We start from the raw sequence: 24,814 nt of genomic DNA, 5'->3' as shown, positions 1-24,814 counted from the left end.
CGGGAAAACCCGGGGTCAACGGTCACAGGTGGTGCGGCGCCAGTGATGGCGCAGCGCCGAAGCGCAGTACCTAACGAAGACGGTAAAAAGCATGAATCTTCACGAGTATCAGGGTAAGCAGCTGTTCGCTGAATACGGCCTGCCAGTTTCCAAGGGTTTCGCTGTCGATACCCCTGAGCAAGCTGCAGAAGCCTGCGACAAGATCGGCGGGAACGAGTGGGTGGTAAAAGCCCAGGTTCACGCGGGTGGTCGCGGTAAAGCGGGCGGCGTCAAGCTGGTTCGCAGCAAAGAAGACGCCAAGGCGTTCGCTGCACAGTGGTTGGGCAAGAATCTGGTTACCTACCAGACCGATGCCAACGGTCAACCCGTCTCCAAGATTCTGGTCGAATCCTGCACTGACATCGCCAAAGAGCTGTACCTGGGCGCTGTAGTCGATCGTTCGAGCCGCCGTATCGTGTTCATGGCTTCCACCGAAGGTGGCGTGGACATCGAGAAAGTCGCTCACGAAACGCCTGAGAAGATCCTCAAGGCCACCATCGACCCGCTGGTCGGCGCTCAGCCGTTCCAGGGTCGCGAGCTGGCATTCCAGCTGGGTCTGGAAGGCAAGCAAGTTCAACAGTTCGCCAAGATCTTCGTTGGTCTGGCCAAGCTGTTCAAGGATCACGACCTGGCCCTGCTGGAAGTGAACCCGCTGGTGATCAAGGCCGACGGCGACCTGCACTGCCTCGATGCCAAGATCAACATCGACGCCAACGCCATGTACCGTCAGCCTAAGCTGAAAACCTTCCACGACCCGTCGCAGGACGACGCCCGTGAAGCCCACGCTGCCAAGTTCGAACTGAACTACGTTGCCCTCGAAGGCAACATCGGCTGCATGGTCAACGGTGCCGGCCTGGCCATGGGTACCATGGACATCGTCAACCTGCACGGCGGCAAGCCGGCCAACTTCCTCGACGTTGGCGGTGGTGCTACCAAAGAGCGCGTTACCGAAGCGTTCAAGATCATTCTGTCCGACAGCAATGTCGCGGCCGTTCTGGTCAACATCTTCGGCGGCATCGTTCGCTGCGACATGATCGCCGAAGGCATCATCGGTGCAGTGAAAGAAGTCGGCGTGAAAGTTCCGGTTGTCGTTCGCCTTGAAGGCAACAACGCCGAACTGGGCGCTAAAGTACTGGCAGAAAGCGGTTTGAACATCATTGCGGCAACCAGCCTGACCGACGCTGCTCAACAAGTTGTCAAAGCTGCGGAGGGCAAGTAATGAGCGTCCTGATCAATAAAGACACCAAAGTCATCTGCCAGGGCTTCACCGGCTCGCAGGGTACTTTCCACTCCGAACAGGCCATCGCCTACGGCACCAAGATGGTCGGCGGCGTAACCCCAGGCAAGGGTGGCACCACCCACCTGGGCCTGCCAGTGTTCAACACTGTGAAAGAAGCTGTGGAAGCTACCGGCGCTGACGCTTCGGTCATCTACGTTCCGGCTCCTTTCTGCAAGGACTCGATCCTGGAAGCTGCCTTCGGCGGCATCAAGCTGATCGTGTGCATCACCGAAGGCATTCCTACCCTGGACATGCTGGATGCCAAGGTCAAGTGCGACGAGCTGGGCGTGACCCTGATCGGCCCTAACTGCCCAGGTGTCATCACCCCGGGCGAGTGCAAGATCGGCATCATGCCAGGCCACATCCACCTGCCAGGCAAGGTCGGTATCGTTTCGCGTTCCGGCACCCTGACCTACGAAGCTGTGAAGCAGACCACCGACGCCGGCTTCGGCCAGTCGACCTGCGTCGGCATCGGCGGTGACCCGATCCCGGGCTCCAACTTCATCGACATCCTGAAGCTGTTCCAGGAAGACCCGAAGACCGAAGCGATCGTCATGATCGGCGAGATCGGCGGTTCGGCTGAAGAAGAAGCTGCGGCCTACATCAAGGCCAACGTCACCAAGCCTGTCGTTTCCTACATCGCTGGTGTTACCGCACCTGCGGGCAAGCGCATGGGCCACGCTGGCGCCATCATCTCCGGCGGCAAGGGCACTGCGGACGAGAAGTTCGCCGCCCTGCAGGACGCTGGTGTGAAGACCGTGCGTTCCCTGGCTGACATCGGCAAGGCCCTGGCCGAGCTGACTGGCTGGGAAGTCAAGAAGTAATACTGCTACACCCCCCACGCGCACAGAGGCCACCTTCGGGTGGCCTTTGTCGTTTCTGGGGGGTGGGTATTCCTGTGCCGGCCTCTTCGCGGGCTTGCCCGCTCCCACAGGAGATCTCCACATTCCGGGCCTGTGGTGATTCCCTGTGGGAGCGGGCAAGCCCGCGAAGAGGCCGGTACAGGCAACATGGATTTTTCGATGAGTTTGATAGGAATTTTCACGCAGACGAATATTTCAATCCGAGGATAATTCTCGCTGTCCTCGGTCGCACAGACGACAAACATGTACGCACATCGGACAAGCAGCACTGTGCCAGTGCGTTTGACTGACAAAACAGTTACATTACGCGTTCACTCTGTGCCCGTACCCCAAAAGGGAACGACACGCTAAACGGGTCTGGCCTATCAAGCCGGGCAGCATTTCCCCTCATCCAAAGGGAAATCCCCTCTCGAATCCCGATTTCAGCAGTGTGGTACTACCTTAAATGAAAGTTCTCAAAGGCCAGGATATCCTGGCGCTTGGCTTTATGACGTTTGCGCTTTTCGTGGGCGCTGGCAACATCATCTTCCCGCCTATCGTCGGTCTGCAGTCTGGCCCGCACGTATGGATGGCGGCCCTGGGCTTCCTGGTTACCGCCGTGGGCCTGCCGGTCATCACCGTGGTCGCCCTGGCCAAGGTCGGCGGCGGCATGGATGCCCTGAGCAGCCCGATCGGCAAGTTCTTCGGTGGCCTGCTGGCGGCCGTGTGCTACTTGTCGGTCGGCCCGCTGTTCGCCACCCCGCGCACCGCGACCGTATCGTTCGAAGTGGGCGTTGCGCCGCTGACCGGCGAAAGTCCGCTGGCGCTGTTCATCTACAGCCTGGTGTACTTCCTCGTGGTACTGGCCGTGTCCATGTACCCAGGCAAGCTGCTCGATACCGTGGGCCGCTTCCTGGCGCCGTTGAAGATCATCGCCCTGGCGGTGCTGGGCATCGCCGCCTTCGCGCTGCCTGCCGGCACCATTGGTGACGCGCAGCCGGCCTATGCCGCCGCAGCGTTCTCCAAGGGCTTCTCCGATGGTTACCTGACCATGGACACCCTGGGTGCCCTGGTGTTCGGTATCGTCATCGTCAACGCCATCCGCTCGCGCGGTGTCGAGTCGCCGAAGCTGATCACCCGCTATGCCATCATCGCCGGCCTGATCGCCGGTGTCGGCCTGGCCCTGGTGTACATCAGCCTGTTCCGCCTGGGTGCAACCAGCCACGATATCGCGGCTGACGCCACCAACGGCGCGGCGGTACTGCATGCCTACGTGCAGCACACCTTCGGTTCGCTGGGCAGCGGCTTCCTCGCCGTGCTGATCGCGCTGGCCTGCCTGGTGACCGCGGTTGGCCTGACCTGCGCCTGCGCCGAGTACTTCAGCCAGATGCTGCCGCTGTCGTACCGCGCACTGGTGGTGATCCTGGCGGGCTTCTCGCTGCTGATCTCCAACCTCGGCCTGACCAAGCTGATCATGTTCTCGATCCCGGTGCTCACCGCGATCTACCCGCCGTGCATCGTGGTGGTCGGGCTCAGCTTCGTGAAGGACCTGTGGAACTCGCCAACCCGCATCCTGGCGCCAGTGATGCTGGTATCGCTGCTGTTCGGCATGGTCGATGCGATCAAGGGCAGCGGCATTGCCCACGTGCTGCCAGACTTCATGGCACACCTGCCGTTGAGCGACCAGGGCCTGGCCTGGCTGGTGCCTTCGGTGGTGACCCTGGTTGGCGCCGTGGCCTGCGACCGCATGCTCGGCAAGCCGCGCGAAGCGCTGGCCTGATAGTCGAAGCCTGAGGGCGGCACCGGCCACAAGCCGAAGGGTGCTCGCCAAGGGTGGAAACTCAAGAGCCCCGCATCCGGAAGGATGCGGGGCTTTTTCTTTGCCTGTACCGGCCTCTTCGCGGGCGCGCCCGCTCCCACAGGTCAAGCGCAAACCTCAGAATTGGCGCTGTACCTGTGGGAGCGGGCGTGCCCGCGAAGAGGCCGGATGAGCAGTGCAAATATCAGGATGGATGTGTGCCTTTTGCCGCTTGCCAGCGTCGAAATCCGGTCCCTATCCTTCAGGTATCTGGCCCTCCCGGGAACCCTGCATGAACTTCATCCAAAGCAACTTCAATAACCTGTTGGCCATCGCCTGGTTCGCCCTGTGCTGGGGCGGTTACACCCGTTATGCCATCTGGAAGGGCCGCGACACCGCGTGCCTGGCCAGCGTGCTGCACCTGTACCGCGAAGACTGGATGCGCCGCATGCTGCTGCGCGACAACCGCATTGCCGATGCCAGCGTGATCGGCAACCTCGAGCGCAACGCCTCGTTCTTCGCCTCCAGCACCCTGATCATCCTCGCCGGTATCCTCACCGTGCTAGGGGCCTCCGACCGGGCGCTGTCGCTGCTGGCCGACCTGCCGCTGGTGCAGCAGACGTCCCAAGGCATGTCGGAGATCAAGCTGCTGTGCCTGGCCATGGTCTTCGTCTACGCCTTTTTCACCTTCAGCTGGTGCATGCGCCAATACAACTTCGCGGCAGTGCTGGTGGGTTCGGCGCCGATGATCGGTGAACGGCTGGTCAATGAACTTGAACGCAAGGCATTCGCCTCGCGGGCGGCGCGGGTGCTGTCCCTTGCCGCCAACCAGTTCAACCTGGGCCTGCGTTCCTATTACTTCGGCATGGCCATGTTGAGCTGGTTCATCAGCCCATGGTTGTTCATGGTCATGAGTGTCGGGGTAGTGCTGATTCTGTACCGCCGCGAGTTCCATTCGGATGTGTTGGATGTGATGGTGTTCACACCTACCGAAAGTGTTTCGATCGAACCCGCCAAGGAAAACACCGTTTCTGGAACCTGAAACGTTTAATCCATAAGTTTCAGGCACAAAAAAACCCGACAATGTCGGGTTTTCTTGTTTTAGCCGATTACTGCTTGGCAGGTTCGGCTGGAGCAGCTGGGGTAGCTGGAGCGGCTTCCGGAGCCGGAGTAGCCGGAGCGGCTTCTTCGGCGGCCTTCTGCTCGGCTTCGGCCTGATCTTTGGCGGCTTCGGCGTTTTCCTTGGCAGCCTCGTTCATTTTATCCTGAGCTTCGCCCGCTTTTTCCTGGGCTTGCTCGGCGTGTTGCTGTGCGTCCTGGGCTTTGTCTTCGCTCGCTTTATCGCAAGCGGCCAGGCCCATGGCAGCGGCCAGCATCAGAGCAAAAGCAAAAGGTTTACGCATGGGGGTGTTTCTCCTTGGTGGAATAAGTGACTTGTTCCTTCGAGTGCAACTACGCGGAATAAGTTCCGCGAAGATTACACATATATAACGCCCCGTTCTATATGGACTTTTTAACGATTTTATGCCGCTGCGGCAATGCGCAGGGAAACAGCCAATGAGCGATTCAACCTTGATGGCCATGGCCGAGCGTTTTCTCTCGGCCCTGAAACATTGTCAGTTGTTGCAAATGCGCGTGGCGCAAACCAATGCCGATGGCATGACCCTGGTGCTGCCCTGGTCACCGGCCATTGTCGGCAATCCGCAGACCGGCGCCGTGCATGGCGGCGCGCTGACCACGCTGATGGACACCACCTGCGGCATGGCCACGCTGTGCGTGCTGCCGCGCTTCGAGGTGTGCCCGACACTGGACCTGCGCATCGACTACATGCACCCGGCAGAGGCCGGCAAGGACATCTACGGCCATGCCCAGTGCTACCGGGTCACCCGCGATGTGATCTTCACCCGTGGCACGGCCTATCAGGACGACCCCACCCAGCCGATCTGCCAGGTGGTGGGCACGTTCATGCGCCTGGGCCAGGAGATCAAGGGTGGCATCCGTTTCGGCAACAGCCTGAAGGAGGGCGGGGCATGATTCCGCACGAGGTTCGCCAACAGCTCAACGCCGCCCATGCAGTGGGAGACTATCGGCCTTTGCTGGCACTGATCCCCTATGCCGGCCTGATCGGCATCGAATGCGAGCGCGAGGGCGATGACCTGCTGTTCCGCCTGCCGGCCAGCCAGGACAACATCGGCAACCCGCTGCTGCCGGCCATCCACGGCGGGGTGATCGCAGGCTTCATGGAGCTGTCGGCAGCGCTGTACCTGCTGATCTTCAGCGAGAGCGCGAGCATTCCGAAGATCATCGACTTTTCCATCGATTACCTGCGCGCCGGGCACTTTCGCGATACCTACGCCCAGTGCCAACTGTGGCGCCAGGGCCGGCGGGTGACCAATGTGGCCATCACCGCCTGGCAGGGTGACAGGCAGTCGCCGATCGCCACGGCTCGCGCGCATTTCAAGATCGAACCGGAAAAGCCCTTGAAATCATCCGGGCAGCCCCCATCTGCATGACATCCGCCGCTAACGCAGGCCAACCTGGCCGCCAGGCGTCAACTGCCATCAGATCGGAGTTTTGAAGACCATGAGTGTGGAGACTCAAAAAGAAACGCTGGGCTTCCAGACCGAGGTAAAGCAGCTGCTGCACCTCATGATCCATTCCTTGTATTCGAACAAGGAGATCTTCCTGCGTGAATTGATCTCCAACGCCTCCGACGCCGCCGACAAGCTGCGTTTCGAGGCCCTGGCCAAGCCAGAGCTGTTCGAAGGCGACGCCGACCTGAAGATTCGCCTGAGCTTCGACAAGGACGCCGGTACCGTTACCCTCGAGGACAACGGCATCGGCATGAGCCGCGAAGACGTCATCGCCCACCTGGGTACCATCGCCAAGTCCGGCACCGCCGACTTCATGAAGAACCTCACCGGTGACCAGAAGAAGGACTCGCACCTGATCGGTCAGTTCGGTGTGGGCTTCTACTCTGCGTTCATCGTTGCCGACAAGGTCGACGTGTACAGCCGTCGTGCCGGCCAGCCGGCCGCCGAAGGCGTGCACTGGTCGTCGAAAGGCGAGGGCGAGTTCGAAGTCGCCACCATCGACAAGCCACAGCGCGGCACCCGCATCGTCCTGCACCTGAAGAAGGACGAGCAGGAGTTCGCTGATGGCTGGCGCCTGCGCAACGTGGTCAAGAAGTACTCCGACCACATCGCCATGCCGATCCAGCTGCCGAAGGAGCAAGCTGCCGCCGAAGGCGAAGAACAGCCGGCCGAAGAGTGGGAAACCGTCAACCGTGCCAGCGCCCTGTGGACCCGTCCGCGTACCGAGATCAAGGACGAGGAGTACCAGGAGTTCTACAAGCACATCGGCCATGACTTCGAAAACCCGCTGGCCTGGAGCCACAACAAGGTCGAAGGCAAGCTCGAATACAACTCGCTGCTGTACGTGCCGGCCCGCGCGCCGTTCGACCTGTACCAGCGCGAAGCGCCACGCGGCCTGAAGTTGTACGTGCAGCGCGTGTTCATCATGGACCAGGCCGAGTCGTTCCTGCCGCTGTACCTGCGCTTCATCAAGGGTGTGGTCGATTCCAACGACCTGTCGCTGAACGTGTCGCGTGAAATCCTGCAGAAAGACCCGATCATCGACTCGATGAAGACCGCGCTGACCAAACGCGTGCTGGACATGCTGGAGAAGCTGGCGAAGAACGAGCCCGAGCAGTACAAGGGCTTCTGGAAGAACTTCGGCCAGGTGCTGAAGGAAGGCCCGGCCGAAGACTTCGCCAACAAGGAAAAGATCGCCGGCCTGCTGCGCTTCGCTTCCACCCAGGACGACAGCGGCGAGCAGAGCGTTGCCCTGGCCGACTACCTGGCACGCGCCAAGGAAGGCCAGGACAAGATCTACTACCTCACCGGCGAGTCGTACGCGCAGGTCAAGAACAGCCCGCACCTGGAAGTCTTCCGCAAGAAAGGCATCGAGGTGCTGCTGCTGACCGACCGTATCGACGAGTGGCTGATGAGCTACCTCAACGAGTTCGACGGCAAGGCCTTCGTCGACGTCGCCCGTGGCGACCTGGACCTGGGCAAGCTGGATTCGGAAGAAGACAAGAAGGCCCAGGAAGAAGTCGCCAAGGACAAGGAAGGCCTGGTCGAGCGCCTGAAGGGCGCGCTTGGTGACAGCGTGGCCGAGGTGCGCGTGTCGCACCGCCTGACCGACTCGCCGGCGATCCTGGCCATCGGTGAACAGGACCTGGGCCTGCAGATGCGCCAGATCCTCGAAGCCAGCGGGCAGAAGGTGCCGGAGTCCAAGCCGATCTTCGAGTTCAACCCGACCCACCCGCTGATCGAGAAGCTGGACAACGAGCAGAGCGAAGACCGCTTTGCCGAGCTGTCGCACATCCTGTTCGATCAGGCGGCCCTGGCGGCCGGTGACAGCTTGAAGGACCCGGCGGCTTACGTTCGTCGCCTGAACAAGCTGCTGGTCGAGCTGTCTGCTTGAGTTGATGCATAGGAAAGCCCGCTTCGGCGGGCTTTTTTCATGGCGAGCATATTGATGACGAGTGCCAAAGGAGTGCTTGATGAGCAAAGTAATCGTCGAATCGCTGGTCTATCACCTGTCCGGCAAGGCGTATGAAAGCCGCCTGGTCTACGAGCCGGGCGCGCTGGGGCGGCCAGGCCTGGTGATGGCGCCGAACTGGATGGGTATCGGCGAAGGTGCCGAGCGCATCGCCAAGGAAGTGGCCGAGAAGGGCTATGTGGTGCTGATTGCCGACCTGTACGGGCAATCGGTGCGTCCGTCCAACGCCGACGAGGCCGGCGCGGCGATGATGCCGTTGAAGAACGACCGTGGCGAGCTGCGCAAGCGTATGCAGGAAGCCCTGGCGCAACTGTTGGGGCAGTCGAAGGCGCTGCTGGAGCCGGGCAAGGTCGGCACGTTTGGTTTCTGCTTTGGTGGCTGCTGTGCACTGGAGCTGGCCCGTACTGGCGCCGATTTGCGTGCGGCGGTGTCGTTCCATGGCACGCTGGACACGCCGAACCCGGAAGATGCCAAGCGCATCAAGGGCTCGGTGCTGGTGCTGCACGGCGCTTCCGACCCACTGGTGCCGAAGGAGCAGCTGCCGGCCTTCGAGGAGGAGATGAACGCGGCCAAGGTTGACTGGCAATTGCTCAGCTATGGCGGCGCGGTGCACTCGTTTACCGACCCGAGTGCCAATGTGCCGGGCAAGATGCAGTATGACCGGCGTACCTCGGAGCGGGCGTTCCGCTCGATGCATAACCTGCTGACCGAAGTGTTCCAGCGCTGAGATTGCAGGGGGCCGCTGTGCGGCCCATCGCCGGCAAGCCAGCTCCCACAGTGAAGACAGCGCCGTACCTGTGGGAGCTGGCTTGCCGGCGATGGGCTGCAAAGCAGCCCCAAAATTACCTGGGCAGCTCGATCCTCGAAGTTTCCCCCGGCACCACCGGCCAATCCCCCGCAGCCCACTTGGCCCGGGCCTGTTCGATCAGTTCCACATCACTGGCGACAAAGTTCCAGTTCATCCGCCGCGGCCCATCCAGCGGCGCGCCACCAATCAGCACCAGTTGGCACTCACCTTCCGCATACAGTGTCACCTCTTCGCCCTCCGGCAGCACCACCAGGCTACACGGCTCCACCTCCTCATCGTTCATCAGCAATTCGCCATCCAGTACGTACAGCGCCCGTTGCGCATGCTCATTCGGCACCTGCAAGGTAGTCGCCGGCTGCATCCGCACATGCGCGTAAAGAGTAGGGGAGAGCACCGGCACCGGCGACTCCAGGCAGAACCCGCTGCCGGCAATCATGCAGATGCGCACCCCCAGGCTCTCGCTGACCGGCAGGCTTGCCGCCGGGTGGTGGCTGTAACTTGCCGGGCCTTGTTCATGCTCGCGTGGCGATGCCAGCCATACCTGCAGCCCGTGCAGGCGTGAACCATGGGCCAGGGCATCTTCAGGCGTGCGCTCGACATGGGCCACGCCGCTGCCTGCGGTCATCCAGCTGACATCGCCCGGCAGCACCCGTTGCGCCGAGCCGAGGCTGTCCTTGTGCAGGATTGCCCCTTCGAACAGGTAGGTAAGGGTCGACAGGCCGATATGCGGGTGCTGGCGGATGTCCATGCCATGCCCAGGGGCATAGTCGGTTTCGAGCATGTGGTCGAAAAACACGAAAGGGCCGACGCTGCGGCACTGGGCCGACGGCAGCGGGCGCAGGATCGGCTGGCCCTCGACCGATTCGGCACGTGGGCGGATGACCAGGGGGCTGCTCATGGGAAGGCTCCAGGCAAGGTGGAAATGCCCCAAGCATAGCGGTTTGCCCGCTGCGGCTGAACCGTCTCGTTGGCTGGCCGGTCTAGAGGTGTGGTACCCGGAAAAGGAAGCTTCATCATGATCGTCAGAGCGCTGGCCTGCGTGCTGTTATCCACCTGGCTGTGCCAAGCGGCGCAGGCGCGCGACTACCGCTACAGTGACGCCCACCTGCACTACGTCGACTTCTTCCAGGAAAGCGAAGGCATGCCCGCGCTGATCAAGGCCATGGACGCCGCCGGTATCGAGCAGTCGATGATTTCCGGCATCCCGGTGGCCAAGAAGTGGCACGAAGACGAGCCCAAGCGCCCGCGCTATTACGCTGGGGATGACGCCGAAGCCTACTGGTACAGCGCCACCGACACCTACGTGGCTGCGGCGTTGCAGCAACTGCCCGACGAGCAGCGCAAGCGCTTTCATCCGTTCCTGGCCGGCTTCAATCCGGTGGACAAGAACGCCGCCAGCCATATCGAGCGCATGCTCGATCTGTATCCGGGGCTGTGGCAGGGCATTGGCGAAGTGTTCACCCGCCACGATGACCTGACGGCACTGACCAGCGGTGACACGCCGCGCGCCAACAACGAAGCGATGACGCGTATCTATCACCTGGCAGCCGAGCGCGACTTGCCGGTGCTGCTGCATTCCAACATCACCTCCAAACGCGAGCGCAACCCCTTGTACCTGGCGGAGATCGAAGAGCCACTGCGCAATCACCCGCACACGCGGTTTATCTGGGCGCACGCCGGCAGCAGCATGGAGATTCACCGGCACCAGACACAGATGGACTTTCTGCTGCCGGTGCTGACGCGGTTACTGGAGGATTACCCGAACCTGTATGTCGATTTGTCGTGGAGCGTGCTGGAGCCTTATCTGCTGGATGACCGGGGTGTGCCGCGCAAGGCGTGGCTGGCACTGGTCGAAAGGTTCCCGGAGCGGTTCATGCTGGGTTCGGATGTGGTGGGGCGGTTTGGTAGCCTTGGGGAGCAGATGCATGGGTTCAGGCCGTTTCTGGATGCATTGCCGGAACAAGTTGCCAACAAGGTGGCCAGGGAGAATTTTCTGGCTGTACTGCCCAGGCAGAAATAAGGGTTTTCCTGTGCTGGCCCTATCGCCGGCAAGCCAGCTCCCACAGGTACTGCGCAGGTTCCGAAGCCTATGCAGTACCTGTGGGAGCTGGCTTGCCGGCGATAGGGCCAGCACAGGCGATACAAATGAAAACGCCCCGAACCAGTCGGGGCGTTTTCGTTTACCGCAGCAGCGTCTTACTTGCCTTCCCAGCGCTTGAGCACCAGGGTGGCGTTGGTGCCGCCGAAGCCGAAGCTGTTGCTCATGACCGTGTCGATCTTGGCGTTTTCTTCGGTCTTGCGCAGGATCGGCAGGTCGGCGACCTCCGGGTCCAGCTCGTCGATGTTGGCGGAGCCGGCGATGAAGTTGTTTTCCATCATCAGCAGGCAGTAGATCGCCTCGTGTACGCCAGCAGCGCCCAGCGAGTGGCCCGACAGGCTCTTGGTCGAGCTGATCTTCGGTGCCTTGTCGCCGAACACGGCGCGAACGCCCTTGATCTCGGCAACGTCACCGACCGGGGTCGAGGTGCCGTGGGTGTTCAGGTAGTCGATCGGGGTGTCGACGGTCGACAGCGCCTGCTGCATGCAGCGGATGGCACCTTCGCCGCTCGGGGCAACCATGTCGTAGCCGTCGGAAGTGGCGCCGTAACCGACGATTTCCGCGTAGATCTTGGCGCCACGGGCCAGGGCGTGTTCCAGCTCCTCGACCACCACCATGCCGCCACCGCCAGCGATGACGAAGCCATCACGGTCGGCGTCGTAGGCGCGCGAGGCCTGCTCCGGGGTTTCGTTGCGCTTGGTCGACAGGGCGCCCATGGCATCGAACAGGAACGACTGGCTCCAGTGCTCTTCTTCACCGCCACCGGCGAAGACGATGTCCTGCTTGCCCCACTGGATCTGCTCCAGGGCGGTGCCGATGCAGTGTGCCGAAGTGGCGCAGGCCGACGAGATCGAGTAGTTGATGCCCTTGATCTTGAACGGGGTGGCCAGGCACGCCGAAACGGTGCTGCCCATGGTGCGGGTAACGCGGTACGGGCCGACGCGCTTGACGCCTTTCTCGCGCAGGGTGTCCAGCGCTTCCATCTGGTTCAGGGTCGAGGCGCCGCCGGAGCCAGCCACCAGGCCGGTACGCGGGTTGGAAACCTGCTCTTCGGTCAGGCCGGCGTCCTTGATCGCGTCCTGCATCGCCAGGTAGGCGTAGGCAGCAGCGTGGCCGACGAAGCGGTAGACCTTGCGGTCGATCAGTTCTTCGAGGTTGAGGTCGATGGACCCGGAAACCTGGCTACGCAGCCCCATTTCCTTGTATTCCGGGTTGTAACGGATACCCGGACGGCTGTTGCGCAGGTTTTCGGTGACGGTAGCTTTGTCATTGCCCAGGCACGATACGATGCCCAGACCAGTGATAACGACGCGGCGCATGCGAATAACCCTTAGAAATTGTCAGTGGAGGTGAACACGCCGACCCGCAGGCCTTCGGCAGTGTAGATCTCGCGGCCGTCGACGCTGACCGAGCCATCGGCGATGGCCATGTTCAGCTTGCCCTTCAGGACGCGCTTGATGTGAATGTTGTAAGTGACTTTCTTGGCTTCCGGCAGTACCTGGCCAAAGAACTTCACCTCGCCCGAACCCAGGGCGCGACCGCGGCCCGGCAGGCCCTGCCAGCCGAGGAAGAAACCTACCAGCTGCCACATGGCATCGAGGCCCAGGCAGCCCGGCATTACCGGGTCGCCTTCGAAGTGGCAGGCGAAGAACCACAGGTCCGGATTGATATCCAGCTCGGCGACCAATTCACCTTTGCCGTACTTGCCGCCTTCTTCGCTGATATGGGTGATGCGATCGACCATCAGCATGTTCGGCGCGGGCAGTTGCGCATTACCTGGGCCGAACAGCTCACCGCGACTGCAGCGCAGCAGGTCTTCCCGAGTAAAGGCGTGTTGTTTGGTCATGCGAGCTCCTCAATAACCCCCTGCGGCAGGGGATGAATCTTCCCGGCCGGCCCGATACGCATCGCGTCCGAGACGGCAGCCTACAGGTAGACTATTGCGTTGTGGTGAAAGTCACAGTGCACCCGGTGAAAGAAGTACAGGTGTGCACTGAAACGTCTATTTTCAGGTCCGATGAAGGTCCTGTCCAGTGTTTAAGACTGCCGCACTTTAGCATTTATCGCCAGTCGCGGTTGTCTGACCGGGTAGCCAGCGCTGCAGCACGCGCTGCAGTTCGGTGCGGCGCAAGGGTTTGCTCAGGTAGTCGTCCATGCCGGCCGCCATGCAACGCTCGCGGTCGCCCTGCAAGGCGTTGGCGGTCAGGGCGATGATCGGTAGCCTGGCGCCGTTGGGCAGCTGGCGGATACGCCGGGTGGCTTCATAGCCGTCCAGGTGCGGCAGGCGGCAGTCCATCAGCACGGCGGCAAAACGCTGCCGGCTGACCCGTTCGACCGCCTCCAGGCCGTCCTCGGCCGTGCAAACCGCCAGGCCCAGGCTACGCAGCATGGCCTCGATGACACTTTGGTTGACCGGATTGTCCTCTACCAGCAGCACCTGATCATTGTCGGCCACCGCCGGCGGCGCAGCGCTTGGCAGCGTCAGCGAGACCGGGGCAGGGCTGGCCAGGGCCAGCGGCATCTCCAGGGTAAAGGTCGAGCCCAGGCCTTCACGGCTTTCGCCGCGCAGCTTGCCGCCCATGCGTTCGGCCAGGGTGCGGGCGATCGACAGCCCCAGCCCGGTGCCGCCATAGCGGCGGGAAATCGAGCTGTCGGCCTGCTGGAAGGCGACGAACATCATTTCCAGGCGCTCGTTGTCGATGCCGATACCAGTGTCGCGCACACTGCAGGTCAGCCAGATCAGTTGCCGGTCAAGCACCTGCCAGCGCGCCTCGACCTGTACCTGGCCGCGTTCGGTGAATTTCAGCGCATTGCCGACCAGGTTCAGCAGGATCTGGCGGATGCGCGTGGGGTCGCCGTTCACCTGCAGCTGCTCGATACCCGCCGGCAGTTGCAGGTGCAGGGCAAGGCCGCGCTGCTGGGCGCTGTGCTGGAACGACTGGACGCTGCTGGTGATCAGCTCGCCCAGGTTGAAGTCGATGTGTTCCAGTTGCAGCGCGGCGCGTTCGATGCGCGAGAAGTCGAGGATGTCGTTGATGACCTTGAGCAGGTGCCCGGTAGACTCGCTGGCCACCGCGGTGTACTCGGCCTGTTCGCTGTTCAGCTGGGTGGTTTCCAGCAACTGCAGCATGCCCAGTACGCCATTCATCGGCGTGCGCAGCTCGTGGCTCATCATCGCCAGGAAGTCCGATTTGGCGCGGTTGGCCTGTTCGGCCTCCTCGCGGGCCTGGATCAGTTCGGCAATGGCCTGCTTCTGTTCATTGCTGGCCTGCTCCAGGGCGTGGGCCAGGTTGTTGATGTGGCGCGCCAAGTGGCCCAGTTCGCTGTCATCGACCACCGGCAACAGGGTGTGGTACTCGCCCTGCTGGATGGCCTTGACCGCATGCCCCATGTCGCTGATCGGCTTTGCCAGGCTCAGGGCCAGGCGGCGCGCCAGCAGGAAGGTGAACAGCAGGGCGAACAGCGCGAGGATACCGGCCTTGATCACGATTTCCTGCTGGCGCTGGCTGAAGGCGTCATCGGACATGCCGACGATGACCCGGCCCAGATAATCGTCGCCGATGGCCGGGGTGGTGGCCTTGCCCTGTTGCAGGAAGTCGCTGTCCAGGCGGATCTGCTGCAGGCGGATGGGTGCCTGGAACACTTCGACGCGCTGCGCGCGGTTGGCGCTTTCGTCGGACTGCTCCACGTACACCAGGATGTGGTTGCGGCTGTCCTGCACCTCGAGGAAGCGCACGTGGGGGATGCTGAGTGTGGCGCGCATCAGGCCTTCGAGCACTTCGTTGTTGCCCGAGATCACCCCGTATTCCGAGGCTGGCGCCAGCTGGTTGGCGATCAGTTGCCCGGTGTGGTTCAGTTCCTGGCGCAGGTCCTGGATACGCACGAAGGTGAAGAAGCTGATCAGCAGCAAGGTCAGCAGCAGGGCAGGGCCGAGGCTGATGATCTGGGTGCGGGTGTGGATGTCCCAGCTCAGGCGCTTGCTCATGGGGTGGGTTCTCCTTCGGCCAGGGCCTTGGCGGCGGCGTTCGGATCGATCGGTTCAAGGCCCAGGGCGCGCGCCACCTGCTGGTTGCCGCTGACGCCGAAGCGTACCGGGTACAGGCTGCGCGGCCAGCGCGCCGGTGGCTGGTCGAGCAACTGGTCGAGTACCGCCAGCCAATCGTCCTGGTCACTGAAGGTGCTGGCCAGGGCGCCGGCACGGACGAACCCGGCGTTCGGGCCGATCAGCGCCATCTGCCGGCCATAGCTGCTCAACAGCAGGTTCTTCGCAGTCTTGGAGTTGAACAGGTCGGCGTCGTCCAGGCCCAGCAGCACATCACTGTTGGCCAACAAATGTTGCAAAGGGCGGCTGTCGCGCGGGTCGGGCCAGTCCTGGGCAATGATCTCCAGGCCCAGCGCGCGGGCGGCATGGCGCAGCTCTTCGAGCAGAAAGCTGCTGTGCTCACCGTACAGCACACCAATGCGCTGGGCCTGGGGCAGCAGGTAGCGCGCCAGGCGCAGCTGCCGGCCCAGCGGCGGGTCGCTCCACAGCAGCGTGAGGAACGCGGGCCGCGACTTTCCCAGGCGCTGTTCAGCCTGTACCCGGCTGACCCTCATGGCCAGGGCCGGCGGGCCGGCGGTTTCCCCAAGGCGCCACTCCAGTGCGGCGTTGTCCAGCAAGATCAGGCGCTGGTCAGCCTTGAGCTTGCCCGGGCGTGGCAGGTCGGCGGTGGTCTGGAAATGCACGTGATCGTGCGGCCGGCGGCTTTCCAGCGCAGCGACGAAACTGCGAATGCCGGGCTGGTCTTCCGCGCCTACCAACACGATTTCGCTGGCGGACAGCGGCCCCATCGGCCACAGGCACAACAGCAACAGGCGCAGCAGCAGGGCCATCAGAACTCCAGCTCCGCGCTGACGCTCAGGCGGTGGCGGCTGTCGTAGCGGTTCTGGATTGCCGTGGTCGGCTCATCGTCCAGGCGCTGTTGCCACAGCGCCGCCAGCTCCAGGTTGCTGCCATGCACCCGGAAACGCTTGGCCAGGCGCAGGTCCAGGCGCTCGTAGCGGTATTGGTTGAGCGCATCGTCGCCGTAATAGAACAGCGCACTGGACCAGCCGTCGCCCCACTCGCGCATCCACCCGGCCGAGCCGCTGTTGCGCGCGCTGAGGCGGCGGTCGGCGGGGTTGCTGGCCCAGGCATCCACGTAGGCGTAGGTAAGGCGCAGGCGGTCGCGCAGGGTCGGGCGCCAGTCCAGTTGCGCCTCGCTGCCGCTGAAACGGGCCTTGTTGGCGTTGCTGGCGATGTACTGGTTGTTCTTCAGGGGCTCGCTGATCATTCCGGTGATCTCGTCGTAGAACAGCTTCACATCCATGTTCAGGTCGATGTCGCTGAAGTAGCCGTTGTAGCCCAGCTCGCGCGAGCGCATGCGTTCCTGGTCGAGGTCGCCCGGGCCGCGGGTCTTGACGAAGTATTCGCCGTTTTGCAGTCCGAAAGCGTTGGGGGTCAGGTTCTTGACCGTGTAGCTCCAGTTGATGTTGTTCTCGAACATGTCTGGCGAGCGCACTGCCTCGGAATACACCGCACGCAGGCCATGGCGCGGGGTGATCAGGTAATTGACCGCCACGCGTGGGGTCAGCGAGCTGCCGGACAGGCGCGAGTCCTCGAACATGGCGCCGCCCTGCAGGATCCAGTGCTCGTCGGCGCGCCACTCCAGCTGGCCGAACAGGCGCCAGGTCTGGTCGTCGATGCTGCCATTGAAGTAGGTCTGCGAGTCGGCACGATCATAGCGGTAGTTCATGCCGCTGAGCAGGCGCAGGCTGTCGGTCAGGCTCAGGGTGTCCTGGATTTCCAGGTCGTAGCGGGTTTCGCGGGTGCTCTGGTCGACGTCGCCGCAGACCTGCTGCTTGCCACCGTTCGCCCATTGCTGCTGGACCTTCTCCAGAAGCGCTTTCATGACGGGATCATTGGTCGAAAGTGGTGCGCCGGTAGCAATGCCGCGCGCCACTTTTTCGGCGAAATCAGGGTTCATTTGCCAGAGCTGGGTCAATTCCGGGCTGAACGACTGCAAGGCGTCACAGGCACGCCACACCTGCTGGCGGTCGAAATGCTGGGCAGAGCCTTGGATATACAGGCTGTGCTCGGAGCTGAAGTCCTTGGTCCAGCGCAATGAGCCGGCGTAGTCCTTGGCATTGACGTCAGCGTTGTTACCGGCTTCGTATTTGGCGAACACCGGCTGATAGGTATAAGGCCGCTGGTTGCTGCCTTCCTTCGCCGCCAGTTGCCATTCCAGGGTCTGGTCGTGTGCCAGGCTGTGGCTGGCGTTGATATTGAAGCGGGTCAGCCGGCGGCTGTCGCGGTAATCCTGGCCGAACTGGTTCTCGTCGAAGCCATCGTCCTGCTGGCCGGACAGCGACAGGCGCATGTCGCCGCCATCCCAGCCAAAGCCGTGGCTGGCGTAGAAATCGTTGATGCCGTCCTGGCCGCGGGTCATCTTCAGCCGCGTGCCATGGCTGTCGGCAGGGTTGCGAGTAAGGATGTTGACCACCGCCATCAGCGCGTTGGCGCCATAGCTGACCGTGTTGGGGCCGCGGAACACCTCGATGCGCTCGATATCCTCCATGGCCAGGGGGATGTCGCTCCAGTCCACCGTGGCCAGGCCGGCGCGGTACACCGAACGGCCATCGATCAGCACCTGCATGCGCCGGGCATCGTTGACGTTGCTGCCGTGGTAGTTGACCGTGGGTTGGTTGCCGGCGTTGTAGCCCACCATCATGCCCGGCACCAGGCGCAGCAGTTCGGGGATGTCGCGGGCACCGCTGGCGCGGATCAGCTCGCTGTCGAGCACGGTCATGCTGCCCGGGACTGCGGCGGGGGATTGTTTCAGGCGCGTGGCGGTCAGAACCTGCGGCAGGTCCGTGTTGTCGATGAACAGGTCATCGGCCACGGCCGGGCCACCGAGCAGGGCAGTCAGTATGAGCAGGCGCGGGTACGGGGGCGTGCCAGGGAACACAAAGCGGCCTTGTATCAGGATTGAAACAGGCATGGTAACTGACCGTGGCGTATTTGCCAGTGATCTGCATTACCCGTGATGGCCCTTTCGCGGGTAAACCCGCTCCCACAAGGACCGCACCGCTACTGAAGGCTTCGTTGTACCTGTGGGAGCGGGTTTACCCGCGAAGAGGCCAGTACTGACACTGGTTCTGTAGCAGGCGAGCCGTATAATGGCCGGGTCGCCACTTAACTTTTGGCTTTAACGGATTGGATATGACTGAACAGCAACCTGTTGCAGTTCTGGGAGGCGGCAGCTTCGGCACCGCCGTGGCGAACCTGCTGGCAGAAAACGGTGTGCCGGTGCGCCAATGGATGCGCGACCCGGAACAGGCCGAGGCCATGCGCGTCAATCGCGAGAATCCGCGCTACCTCAAGGGCATCCGCCTGCACGACGGCGTCGAGCCGGTCAGCGACCTGCTGGCCACCCTGCAGGCCAGCGAGCTGATTTTCGTCGCCCTGCCATCGAGCGCCTTGCGCAGCGTGCTGGCCCCGCATGCCGAGCTGCTGCGCGGCAAGGGCCTGGTCAGCCTGACCAAGGGCATCGAAGCGCAAAGCTTCAAGCTGATGAGCCAGATCCTCGAGGAAATCGCCCCCGAGGCGCGCATCGGCGTGCTGTCCGGCCCCAACCTGGCCCGTGAAATCGCCGAACATGCGCTGACCGCCACGGTGGTTGCCAGCGAGGACGAAAAACTGTGCCAGCAGGTGCAGGCCGTGCTGCATGGGCGTACCTTCCGCGTCTATGCCAGTGCCGACCGCTTTGGCGTCGAGCTGGGCGGGGCGCTGAAGAACGTCTACGCCATCATCGCCGGCATGGCGGTGGCCCTGGGCATGGGCGAGAACACCAAGAGCATGCTGATTACCCGCGCCCTGGCCGAGATGACCCGCTTCGCTGTCAGCCAGGGCGCCAACCCCATGACCTTCCTCGGCCTGGCCGGTGTCGGTGACCTGATCGTCACCTGCTCCTCGCCCAAGAGCCGCAACTACCAGGTCGGCCACGCGCTGGGCCAGGGCCTGAGCCTGGAGCAGGCGGTCAACCGTCTGGGCGAAGTGGCCGAAGGCGTCAACACCCTAAAGGTGCTCAAGGCCAAGGCGCAGGAAGTGCAGGTGTACATGCCGCTGGTGGCTGGCCTGCATGCCATCCTGTTCGAAGGCCGCACGCTGAACCAGGTGATCGAGCACCTGATGCGTGCCGAGCCGAAGACCGATGTCGATTTCATTTCCATCAGCGGTTTCAACTGAGCCTTCAGCGGCTCTGACAACAGCAAGGAGCAACACATGAACGATACGCCCGAACGCGCCCAGCGCGAGTCGATCATCCTGCGGGTCCTGTGGATGGTGGTGTTCCTGGTGGTCTGGCAGCTGGCCGAGCTGCTGCTCGGTGGCCTGGTGCTGGTACAACTGATCTACCGCCTGGTGTACGGCGCCCCCAGCGCCAGCCTGATGAACTTTGGCGACAGCCTGAGCCAGTACCTGGCGCAGATCGGCCGCTTCGGCAGCTTCCACAGCGACCAGAAGCCCTGGCCGTTCGCCGACTGGCCGGCACCGCGTGCCCCGGAAGGCGAGGCGCCGCATGCAGTGGCTCCGGCCCCGCACCCGGTGCGTGACGAGGAGCCCAAGCTGTGAAGCTGTGGGTGCTGCGCCACGGTGAAGCGGAGCCGCGGGCCAACAGCGATGCCGAGCGCCGGCTGACCGCCCATGGTCGCGAGCAGGTGCTGCACAGCGCCGCTCGCCTGCTGGGCCAGCCGCTGCAGGCGATCATCGCCAGCCCTTACGTACGCGCCCAGCAAACGGCCGCCCTGGTGCATGACACCCTGGGCTTCGCCGAACCGGTGCGCACCGTGCCCTGGCTGACGCCTGACAGTGATGTGCAGCAGGTCATCGGCGAAATCGAGCGCTTGGGCCTGGAGCATGTGCTGCTGGTCAGCCACCAGCCTTTGGTGGGTACCCTGGTAGGGGCGTTGCAGCATGGCCACCAGCAGCAACCGGCAGGCATGAGCACTGCAAGCCTGGCGGAGCTGGAAGGGGACTGGCCGCTGGCTGGGCTGATGACCCTTCGGGCGATCAACTCGCCGGCCTGAAACCCAGGGGGGCGCTGCGCGGACAGGTACCGCCCCCGCCTTGAGCTGTGGGAGCGGCTTTAGCCGCGAACACCGGCGCAGCCGGTGCCATGCACTGTGTTGGATTCTTCGCGGCTAAAGCCGCTCCCACAGTGTTTGCGGATTGCTTGCGAACTCAGTTATCTACGCGACAGCGCAGCCCAAAGGGCTGGGCGATCTCCCGCAAGCCTGACCTGATAGCCCTCGCCGATGACCTTTCCGGACGTTGCCGAACTGCCCCGCGATACCGACAATGGGCCATCATCCCTCATCCGGACCCGGCGCCATGTCGCAGCAGATCTTCTTCGCCCATGCCAACGGTTTCCCATCGGCCACCTACGGCAAGCTGTTCGCCGCCCTGGCACCGGACTACCAGGTGCAGCACCTGGCCCAGCACGGCCACGATCCGCGCTTTCCGGTGGACGACAACTGGCAGAGCCTGGTCGATGAACTGCTGCACCACCTGGCCCGGCAGGACCAGCCGGTATGGGGCGTCGGCCATTCGCTGGGCGGGGTGTTGCACCTGCACGCAGCCTTGCGCTGCCCCGAGTACTACCGCGGCGTGGTGATGCTCGACTCGCCGGTGCTCACCCGCGCCGACCAGTGGCTGCTGCGCACCGCCAAGCGCTTCGGCTTCATTGACCGTATCACCCCGGCTGGCCGCACCCTGGGGCGCCGCGAAACCTTCAATGACCGCGACAGTGCCCGGGACTATTTCGCCGGCAAGTCACTGTTCCGCCATTTCGATCCCGAATGCCTCGATGCCTACATAGAGCACGGCCTGCAGGCGATGGAGCAGGGGCTGCAGTTGCGCTTCGACCCGGCCACGGAAATCAGCATCTACCGCAGCATCCCGCATACCAGCCCTGCGCCCGCGCGGCAATTGCAGGTGCCGCTGGCCATGGTCCGTGGCGACCGCAGCAACGTCATTCGCCGCCACCACACACTGGCTGTGCGCGGCATGCCCAGGGGCGAGTTCCACAGCGTGCCGGGTGGGCACATGTTCCCGCTGGAGCGGCCAACCGACACCGCCAGCCTGATCAAGGGCCTGTTCGACCGCTGGAGCCAGGCATGAGCGCGCAGGTCGAGGAGATCCGCCTGAGCCTGGGCCATATCGAACTGGCAGCGCACCTGTTCGGCCCCGAGGACGGGCTGCCGGTAATCGCCCTGCATGGCTGGCTGGACAACGCCAACAGTTTCGCCCGCCTGGCGCCGCAGCTGAAAGGCCTGCGCATCGTCGCCCTGGACCTGGCCGGGCATGGTTACTCCGAGCACCGGCCGCTCGGCGCCGGCTATGCCCTGGCCGACTACGCCCATGACGTGCTGCGGGTGGCCGAGCAGCTGGGTTGGCAACGTTTCGCCCTGCTGGGCCATTCGCTGGGGGCAATCATTTCCGTGCAACTGGCTGGCGCGCTGCCGGAGCGGGTCAGCCATCTGGCCCTGATCGACGGGGTCATCCCGCCGACCGGCGCCGAGCAGGATGCCGGCGAGCGGCTGGGCATGGCACTGCAGGCCCAGTTACGCCTGGATGGCAAGCGCAAGTCGGTGTACACCACACTGGAGCAGGGCGTGCAGGCACGCATGAAAGGCATGGTCGCGGTCAGTCGCGAGGCAGCCGAGCTGCTGGCCCAGCGTGGCTTGATGCCGGTGCCCGGCGGTTACAGCTGGCGCAGCGACAGCCGCCTGACCCTGCCTTCGCCAGTGCGCCTGAGCGAGGCCCAGGCCATGGCCTACGTGCGCCGGGTAAGTTGCCCGGCGCGCCTGGTGGTGGCTGCCGACGGCATGCTGGCGCGCCACACAGGGTTGCTGGAGCAGCTACCCTTCGAGCAGGTGACGCTGCCCGGTGGCCATCACCTGCACCTGAACGATGAGCAGGGCGCGGCCCTTGTCGCAGACTGTTTCAATCGCTTCTTTGGCTTTGCTTGACTTGCACCGGACAAGTGTCGAGGCTTGGCGGGTTGAACAGGGAGACAACCATGCAACTGCCAGACATCCTGGAGCTTCACCTCGGCGCTGAGCGCCGCCTGGTTCGCCAATGAGCGCGCCTGTTGCCATCCGTAATGCCTTCGCTGCCTGCCTGGTGTTCGCCAGCCCCGTTTTGTGGGCCGGCAGCCTGCCGGTACCGGTGGACGCCAAGGTGGTCGACCAGCGCCCGGCCGTGGAGCAGGAGCGTGTCTACCCCATGGGCCCGCTGCGCAAGATCAGCGGCCGCCTGCGGGTCGAGGACAAGGTCGAAAGCCGTGGCCAGGTCAGCTCGGTAACCTACGAACTGCCGGTCGAGCGTACTGCTCGTGAAGCCTTCACCAGCGCTCGCGAAGCACTGCAGCGCGACGGCGGCTACCCGCTGTTCTGGTGCCAGGGGCGCGATTGCGGCGAGGCCAGCCTGTGGGCCAATGATGTGTTCGCCAATGCCCGCCTCAACGGCGGCGACGAGCAGCAGGCGTTCATCCTGCTGCGCCGCTCGGCGGAGCAGGCCGACACCCTGGTTGCGCTGTACAGCGTCACCCGCGGCAACCGCCGCGCCTACCTGCACGTGGAAGAGTTCGTCGCCGGCAGCCCGCTGGGCGAACTGCTGCCGACCGCCGCCACGGTGCTGCGCGAAATGCGCGACACCGGCAAGCTCGACTACCCTGACCTGGCCGCACCGCAAGACGCCTGGGCGAACCTGCTGGCCCGCAGCCTGAACCTCGACAGCACCCTGCGTGCCAGCCTCAGTGGCGCCCAGGCTGAAGCCTGGCGCGAGGCGCTGGTCAAGGCGGGGGTGCGCAATGGCCGCCTCGAAGTCGGTAGCGCGCCTACCGACGGCCTGCACCTTGAACTGATCCGTTGAACGGGCACCACCATGGCTAACAATGACCGCTTGCTGGTCCAGATTCTGCTGCTGGCGCTGCTGGGTGCCGGCCTGTGGGTGATGGCACCTTTCATTTCAGCGCTGTTGTGGGGCGCCATCCTGGCCTTTGCCAGCTGGCCGTTGATGCGCTTGCTGACGCGTGCGCTGGGCGGGCGCGAAACCCTGGCGGCCAGCCTGCTGACCACTGCCTGGATCCTGATCGTGGCGCTGCCGCTGGTGTGGCTGGGGTTCAACCTGGCCGATCACATTCGCGATGCGACGGCGTTCGTGCGTGACGTGCAGGTGGACGGCCTGCCCGATGCCCCGGCCTGGCTGGGTGGCATCCCGTTGGTTGGCGAGCGCCTGGTCAGCTGGTGGCAATCGCTGGACCAGCAAGGCGCGGCCTTGCTGGCCTCGGTCAAGCCGCACCTGGGGCAGGTGGGCAACTGGTTGCTGGCGCGCAGCGCGCAGATCGGCAGCGGCGTGCTGGAGCTGACCCTCAGCCTGGTATTCGTGTTCTTCTTCTACCGCGACGGCCCGCGCTTGTCGGCGTTCGTCCTGCGCTTGCTGCACCGCCTGATGGGCGACCGTGCCGAGTACTACCTGGAGCTGGTGGCCGGTACGGTGCAGCGGGTGGTCAACGGGGTGATCGGTACGGCCGCCGCGCAGGGCGTGCTGGCGTTGATCGGGTTCCTGATTGCCGGTGTGCCCGGGGCCATCGTGCTGGGGCTGGTGACCTTCATGCTCAGCCTGATCCCCATGGGCCCGCCACTGGCCTGGATCCCGGCCACGGGCTGGCTGGTATGGAAGGGCGAATACGGCATGGCGGTGTTCCTGGGGGTTTGGGGCACCTTCATCATCAGTGGCGTGGACAACGTGCTCAAACCGTACCTGATCAGCCGTGGCGGCAACCTGCCGCTGGTGATCGTGCTGCTGGGGGTATTCGGCGGTTTGATCGCCTTTGGCTTCATTGGCCTGTTCATCGGGCCGACCTTGCTGGCGGTCGGCTACAGCCTGCTGCTGGACTGGAGCCGCAACGCTGTCCCGCAGCCGCCTCAGCAGTAAACCTGTACTGGCCTCTTCGCGGGTGAACCCGCTCCCACAAGGATCTCCGCAGCCCGGGAGAGTGGTGCGGTCTCTGGACTGCCCCCAAGAAGTTGGACACCAATCCAACCCTTGGGGGATCTATGGGTAAATACACAGAGCAGTTCAAGCTCACCGCTATCACCGCTTACCTAGAGGGCAGCTGGGGCTTTCGCAAGGTGGCACAACACTTTGGCATCGATTTCAGCCTGCTTCGGCGCTGGGTTGCTGGCTACCAAGTCGATGCCTGCCTCAGCCCTCGCTCGCATGGTCGCCGCTACACCGAGGAATTCAAGCGGCGGGTGCTCAAGTACATGCTTGAGCATCGCCTGTCCCTGCGCCAAACAG

General features: G+C 63.5%; 24 protein-coding genes. 17 read left to right on the top strand and 7 right to left on the bottom strand.

Annotation, left to right across the window (positions count from 1 at the left end; genetic code table 11):
* The first annotated feature begins 91 nt into the window (after positions 1-91).
* From sucC to CAG34_RS23750, 4 genes are all read left to right on the top strand, one after another.
* A complete protein-coding gene (gene sucC / locus CAG34_RS23765) occupies positions 92-1,258 on the top strand; it encodes an ADP-forming succinate--CoA ligase subunit beta (RefSeq protein ID WP_003254205.1) in 1,167 nt (388 codons plus the stop codon).
* Positions 1,258-2,142, top strand: a complete 885-nt coding sequence (gene sucD / locus CAG34_RS23760) for a succinate--CoA ligase subunit alpha (protein ID WP_004376004.1) — start codon at positions 1,258-1,260, stop codon at positions 2,140-2,142. Before sucC ends, sucD begins: the two co-directional genes overlap by 1 nt.
* Positions 2,143-2,626: 484 nt before the next feature.
* Complete coding sequence (gene brnQ, locus CAG34_RS23755; protein ID WP_075045845.1) at positions 2,627-3,940, top strand: branched-chain amino acid transport system II carrier protein; 1,314 nt, start codon at positions 2,627-2,629, stop codon at positions 3,938-3,940.
* A gap of 310 nt (positions 3,941-4,250) precedes the next feature.
* Positions 4,251-5,000, top strand: coding sequence for a DUF599 domain-containing protein (locus CAG34_RS23750; RefSeq protein WP_025339967.1), 750 nt, complete (start codon positions 4,251-4,253; stop codon positions 4,998-5,000).
* A gap of 67 nt (positions 5,001-5,067) precedes the next feature.
* Here CAG34_RS23750 and CAG34_RS23745 read toward each other — a convergent pair whose 3' ends face one another.
* Entirely contained in the window at positions 5,068-5,361 is a 294-nt protein-coding gene (locus CAG34_RS23745; protein WP_015271093.1) for a hypothetical protein, read from the bottom strand.
* Between the two features lie 154 nt (positions 5,362-5,515).
* Between CAG34_RS23745 and CAG34_RS23740 the strand changes: the two genes are divergently transcribed.
* The 4 genes from CAG34_RS23740 to CAG34_RS23725 all read left to right on the top strand — a co-directional run bounded on the left by CAG34_RS23740 (position 5,516) and on the right by CAG34_RS23725 (position 9,251).
* A complete protein-coding gene (locus CAG34_RS23740; protein WP_085592771.1) occupies positions 5,516-5,992 on the top strand; it encodes a PaaI family thioesterase in 477 nt (158 codons plus the stop codon).
* The gene (locus tag CAG34_RS23735; RefSeq protein ID WP_025339965.1) at positions 5,989-6,471 is read left to right on the top strand and encodes a PaaI family thioesterase; all 483 of its coding nucleotides are present in this window, start codon (positions 5,989-5,991) and stop codon (positions 6,469-6,471) included. The genes CAG34_RS23740 and CAG34_RS23735 overlap by 4 nt, the downstream gene beginning before the upstream one ends.
* A gap of 70 nt (positions 6,472-6,541) precedes the next feature.
* The gene (gene htpG, locus CAG34_RS23730; RefSeq protein ID WP_025339964.1) at positions 6,542-8,446 is read left to right on the top strand and encodes a molecular chaperone HtpG; all 1,905 of its coding nucleotides are present in this window, start codon (positions 6,542-6,544) and stop codon (positions 8,444-8,446) included.
* A 79-nt stretch (positions 8,447-8,525) separates the two neighbouring features.
* Positions 8,526-9,251 carry a dienelactone hydrolase family protein gene (locus CAG34_RS23725; RefSeq protein WP_015271090.1) on the top strand — a complete coding sequence of 242 codons (726 nt, stop codon included), beginning with the start codon at positions 8,526-8,528 and terminating at the stop codon, positions 9,249-9,251.
* A gap of 115 nt (positions 9,252-9,366) precedes the next feature.
* Here CAG34_RS23725 and CAG34_RS23720 read toward each other — a convergent pair whose 3' ends face one another.
* Positions 9,367-10,230: a pirin family protein gene (locus CAG34_RS23720; RefSeq protein WP_085592769.1), complete on the bottom strand. Its 864-nt coding sequence runs from the start codon at positions 10,228-10,230 to the stop codon at positions 9,367-9,369.
* 117 nt (positions 10,231-10,347) lie between these two features.
* Here CAG34_RS23720 and CAG34_RS23715 point away from each other — a divergent pair, with 117 nt between their 5' ends.
* Positions 10,348-11,352: an amidohydrolase family protein gene (locus tag CAG34_RS23715; RefSeq protein WP_085592766.1), complete on the top strand. Its 1,005-nt coding sequence runs from the start codon at positions 10,348-10,350 to the stop codon at positions 11,350-11,352.
* A 176-nt stretch (positions 11,353-11,528) separates the two neighbouring features.
* On the opposite strand, the gene fabB is transcribed toward CAG34_RS23715, so the two are convergent.
* The 5 genes from fabB to CAG34_RS23690 form a co-directional block, all read right to left on the bottom strand.
* Complete coding sequence (fabB, locus tag CAG34_RS23710) at positions 11,529-12,749, bottom strand: beta-ketoacyl-ACP synthase I (protein ID WP_013973429.1); 1,221 nt, start codon at positions 12,747-12,749, stop codon at positions 11,529-11,531.
* Between the two features lie 11 nt (positions 12,750-12,760).
* Positions 12,761-13,276 carry a 3-hydroxyacyl-[acyl-carrier-protein] dehydratase FabA gene (fabA, locus tag CAG34_RS23705; protein ID WP_003251509.1) on the bottom strand — a complete coding sequence of 172 codons (516 nt, stop codon included), beginning with the start codon at positions 13,274-13,276 and terminating at the stop codon, positions 12,761-12,763.
* A 207-nt stretch (positions 13,277-13,483) separates the two neighbouring features.
* Entirely contained in the window at positions 13,484-15,415 is a 1,932-nt protein-coding gene (locus tag CAG34_RS23700; protein ID WP_025339961.1) for an ATP-binding protein, read from the bottom strand.
* Positions 15,412-16,302: an ABC transporter substrate-binding protein gene (locus CAG34_RS23695; protein WP_085592764.1), complete on the bottom strand. Its 891-nt coding sequence runs from the start codon at positions 16,300-16,302 to the stop codon at positions 15,412-15,414. The genes CAG34_RS23700 and CAG34_RS23695 overlap by 4 nt, the downstream gene beginning before the upstream one ends.
* Positions 16,302-18,449: a TonB-dependent siderophore receptor gene (locus CAG34_RS23690; RefSeq protein ID WP_177325767.1), complete on the bottom strand. Its 2,148-nt coding sequence runs from the start codon at positions 18,447-18,449 to the stop codon at positions 16,302-16,304. The genes CAG34_RS23695 and CAG34_RS23690 overlap by 1 nt, the downstream gene beginning before the upstream one ends.
* Before the next feature lie 221 nt (positions 18,450-18,670).
* Here CAG34_RS23690 and CAG34_RS23685 point away from each other — a divergent pair, with 221 nt between their 5' ends.
* From CAG34_RS23685 to CAG34_RS23650, 8 genes are all read left to right on the top strand, one after another.
* Positions 18,671-19,696, top strand: coding sequence for an NAD(P)H-dependent glycerol-3-phosphate dehydrogenase (locus CAG34_RS23685; RefSeq protein WP_025339958.1), 1,026 nt, complete (start codon positions 18,671-18,673; stop codon positions 19,694-19,696).
* A gap of 36 nt (positions 19,697-19,732) precedes the next feature.
* Positions 19,733-20,080, top strand: a complete 348-nt coding sequence (locus tag CAG34_RS23680) for a DUF4389 domain-containing protein (RefSeq protein WP_025339957.1) — start codon at positions 19,733-19,735, stop codon at positions 20,078-20,080.
* Complete coding sequence (gene sixA, locus CAG34_RS23675; RefSeq protein WP_015271084.1) at positions 20,077-20,535, top strand: phosphohistidine phosphatase SixA; 459 nt, start codon at positions 20,077-20,079, stop codon at positions 20,533-20,535. Before CAG34_RS23680 ends, sixA begins: the two co-directional genes overlap by 4 nt.
* Before the next feature lie 304 nt (positions 20,536-20,839).
* On the top strand, positions 20,840-21,628 hold the full coding sequence (locus CAG34_RS23670; RefSeq protein WP_085592762.1) for an alpha/beta fold hydrolase: 789 nt from the start codon (positions 20,840-20,842) through the stop codon (positions 21,626-21,628).
* Positions 21,625-22,479, top strand: a complete 855-nt coding sequence (locus tag CAG34_RS23665) for an alpha/beta hydrolase (RefSeq protein WP_025339955.1) — start codon at positions 21,625-21,627, stop codon at positions 22,477-22,479. Before CAG34_RS23670 ends, CAG34_RS23665 begins: the two co-directional genes overlap by 4 nt.
* A 109-nt stretch (positions 22,480-22,588) precedes the next feature.
* Complete coding sequence (locus CAG34_RS23660; RefSeq protein ID WP_025339954.1) at positions 22,589-23,383, top strand: DUF4892 domain-containing protein; 795 nt, start codon at positions 22,589-22,591, stop codon at positions 23,381-23,383.
* 12 nt (positions 23,384-23,395) lie between these two features.
* Positions 23,396-24,448 (top strand): AI-2E family transporter, encoded by a 1,053-nt coding sequence (locus tag CAG34_RS23655; RefSeq protein WP_075045831.1) that lies wholly within the window; start codon positions 23,396-23,398, stop codon positions 24,446-24,448.
* 92 nt (positions 24,449-24,540) lie between these two features.
* The coding region (locus CAG34_RS23650) for a transposase (RefSeq protein WP_143516533.1) at positions 24,541-24,814 on the top strand (274 nt) is incomplete at its 3' end.

Source organism: Pseudomonas sp. B14(2017), assembly GCF_002113255.1.
Taxonomy (GTDB): Bacteria; Pseudomonadota; Gammaproteobacteria; order Pseudomonadales; family Pseudomonadaceae; genus Aquipseudomonas; species Aquipseudomonas putida_Z.
This window is presented reverse-complemented; position numbering and strand designations above follow the sequence as displayed.

What these genes read in the sequence shown, in the direction of transcription:
- CAG34_RS23750 (WP_025339967.1), top strand. Translation starts at nt 4,251, where the DNA reads ATGAACTTCATCCAAAGCAACTTCAATAACCTGTTGGCCATCGCCTGG.
- CAG34_RS23670 (WP_085592762.1), top strand. Translation starts at nt 20,840, where the DNA reads ATGTCGCAGCAGATCTTCTTCGCCCATGCCAACGGTTTCCCATCGGCC.
- CAG34_RS23715 (WP_085592766.1), top strand. Translation starts at nt 10,348, where the DNA reads ATGATCGTCAGAGCGCTGGCCTGCGTGCTGTTATCCACCTGGCTGTGC.
- fabB (WP_013973429.1), bottom strand. Translation starts at nt 12,749, where the DNA reads ATGCGCCGCGTCGTTATCACTGGTCTGGGCATCGTATCGTGCCTGGGC.
- CAG34_RS23745 (WP_015271093.1), bottom strand. Translation starts at nt 5,361, where the DNA reads ATGCGTAAACCTTTTGCTTTTGCTCTGATGCTGGCCGCTGCCATGGGC.
- CAG34_RS23720 (WP_085592769.1), bottom strand. Translation starts at nt 10,230, where the DNA reads ATGAGCAGCCCCCTGGTCATCCGCCCACGTGCCGAATCGGTCGAGGGC.
- CAG34_RS23660 (WP_025339954.1), top strand. Translation starts at nt 22,589, where the DNA reads ATGAGCGCGCCTGTTGCCATCCGTAATGCCTTCGCTGCCTGCCTGGTG.
- brnQ (WP_075045845.1), top strand. Translation starts at nt 2,627, where the DNA reads ATGAAAGTTCTCAAAGGCCAGGATATCCTGGCGCTTGGCTTTATGACG.
- htpG (WP_025339964.1), top strand. Translation starts at nt 6,542, where the DNA reads ATGAGTGTGGAGACTCAAAAAGAAACGCTGGGCTTCCAGACCGAGGTA.
- sucD (WP_004376004.1), top strand. Translation starts at nt 1,258, where the DNA reads ATGAGCGTCCTGATCAATAAAGACACCAAAGTCATCTGCCAGGGCTTC.
- CAG34_RS23680 (WP_025339957.1), top strand. Translation starts at nt 19,733, where the DNA reads ATGAACGATACGCCCGAACGCGCCCAGCGCGAGTCGATCATCCTGCGG.
- CAG34_RS23690 (WP_177325767.1), bottom strand. Translation starts at nt 18,449, where the DNA reads ATGCCTGTTTCAATCCTGATACAAGGCCGCTTTGTGTTCCCTGGCACG.
- sucC (WP_003254205.1), top strand. Translation starts at nt 92, where the DNA reads ATGAATCTTCACGAGTATCAGGGTAAGCAGCTGTTCGCTGAATACGGC.
- CAG34_RS23695 (WP_085592764.1), bottom strand. Translation starts at nt 16,302, where the DNA reads ATGGCCCTGCTGCTGCGCCTGTTGCTGTTGTGCCTGTGGCCGATGGGG.
- CAG34_RS23685 (WP_025339958.1), top strand. Translation starts at nt 18,671, where the DNA reads ATGACTGAACAGCAACCTGTTGCAGTTCTGGGAGGCGGCAGCTTCGGC.
- fabA (WP_003251509.1), bottom strand. Translation starts at nt 13,276, where the DNA reads ATGACCAAACAACACGCCTTTACTCGGGAAGACCTGCTGCGCTGCAGT.
- CAG34_RS23655 (WP_075045831.1), top strand. Translation starts at nt 23,396, where the DNA reads ATGGCTAACAATGACCGCTTGCTGGTCCAGATTCTGCTGCTGGCGCTG.
- CAG34_RS23665 (WP_025339955.1), top strand. Translation starts at nt 21,625, where the DNA reads ATGAGCGCGCAGGTCGAGGAGATCCGCCTGAGCCTGGGCCATATCGAA.
- CAG34_RS23700 (WP_025339961.1), bottom strand. Translation starts at nt 15,415, where the DNA reads ATGAGCAAGCGCCTGAGCTGGGACATCCACACCCGCACCCAGATCATC.
- CAG34_RS23735 (WP_025339965.1), top strand. Translation starts at nt 5,989, where the DNA reads ATGATTCCGCACGAGGTTCGCCAACAGCTCAACGCCGCCCATGCAGTG.
- CAG34_RS23740 (WP_085592771.1), top strand. Translation starts at nt 5,516, where the DNA reads ATGAGCGATTCAACCTTGATGGCCATGGCCGAGCGTTTTCTCTCGGCC.
- CAG34_RS23725 (WP_015271090.1), top strand. Translation starts at nt 8,526, where the DNA reads ATGAGCAAAGTAATCGTCGAATCGCTGGTCTATCACCTGTCCGGCAAG.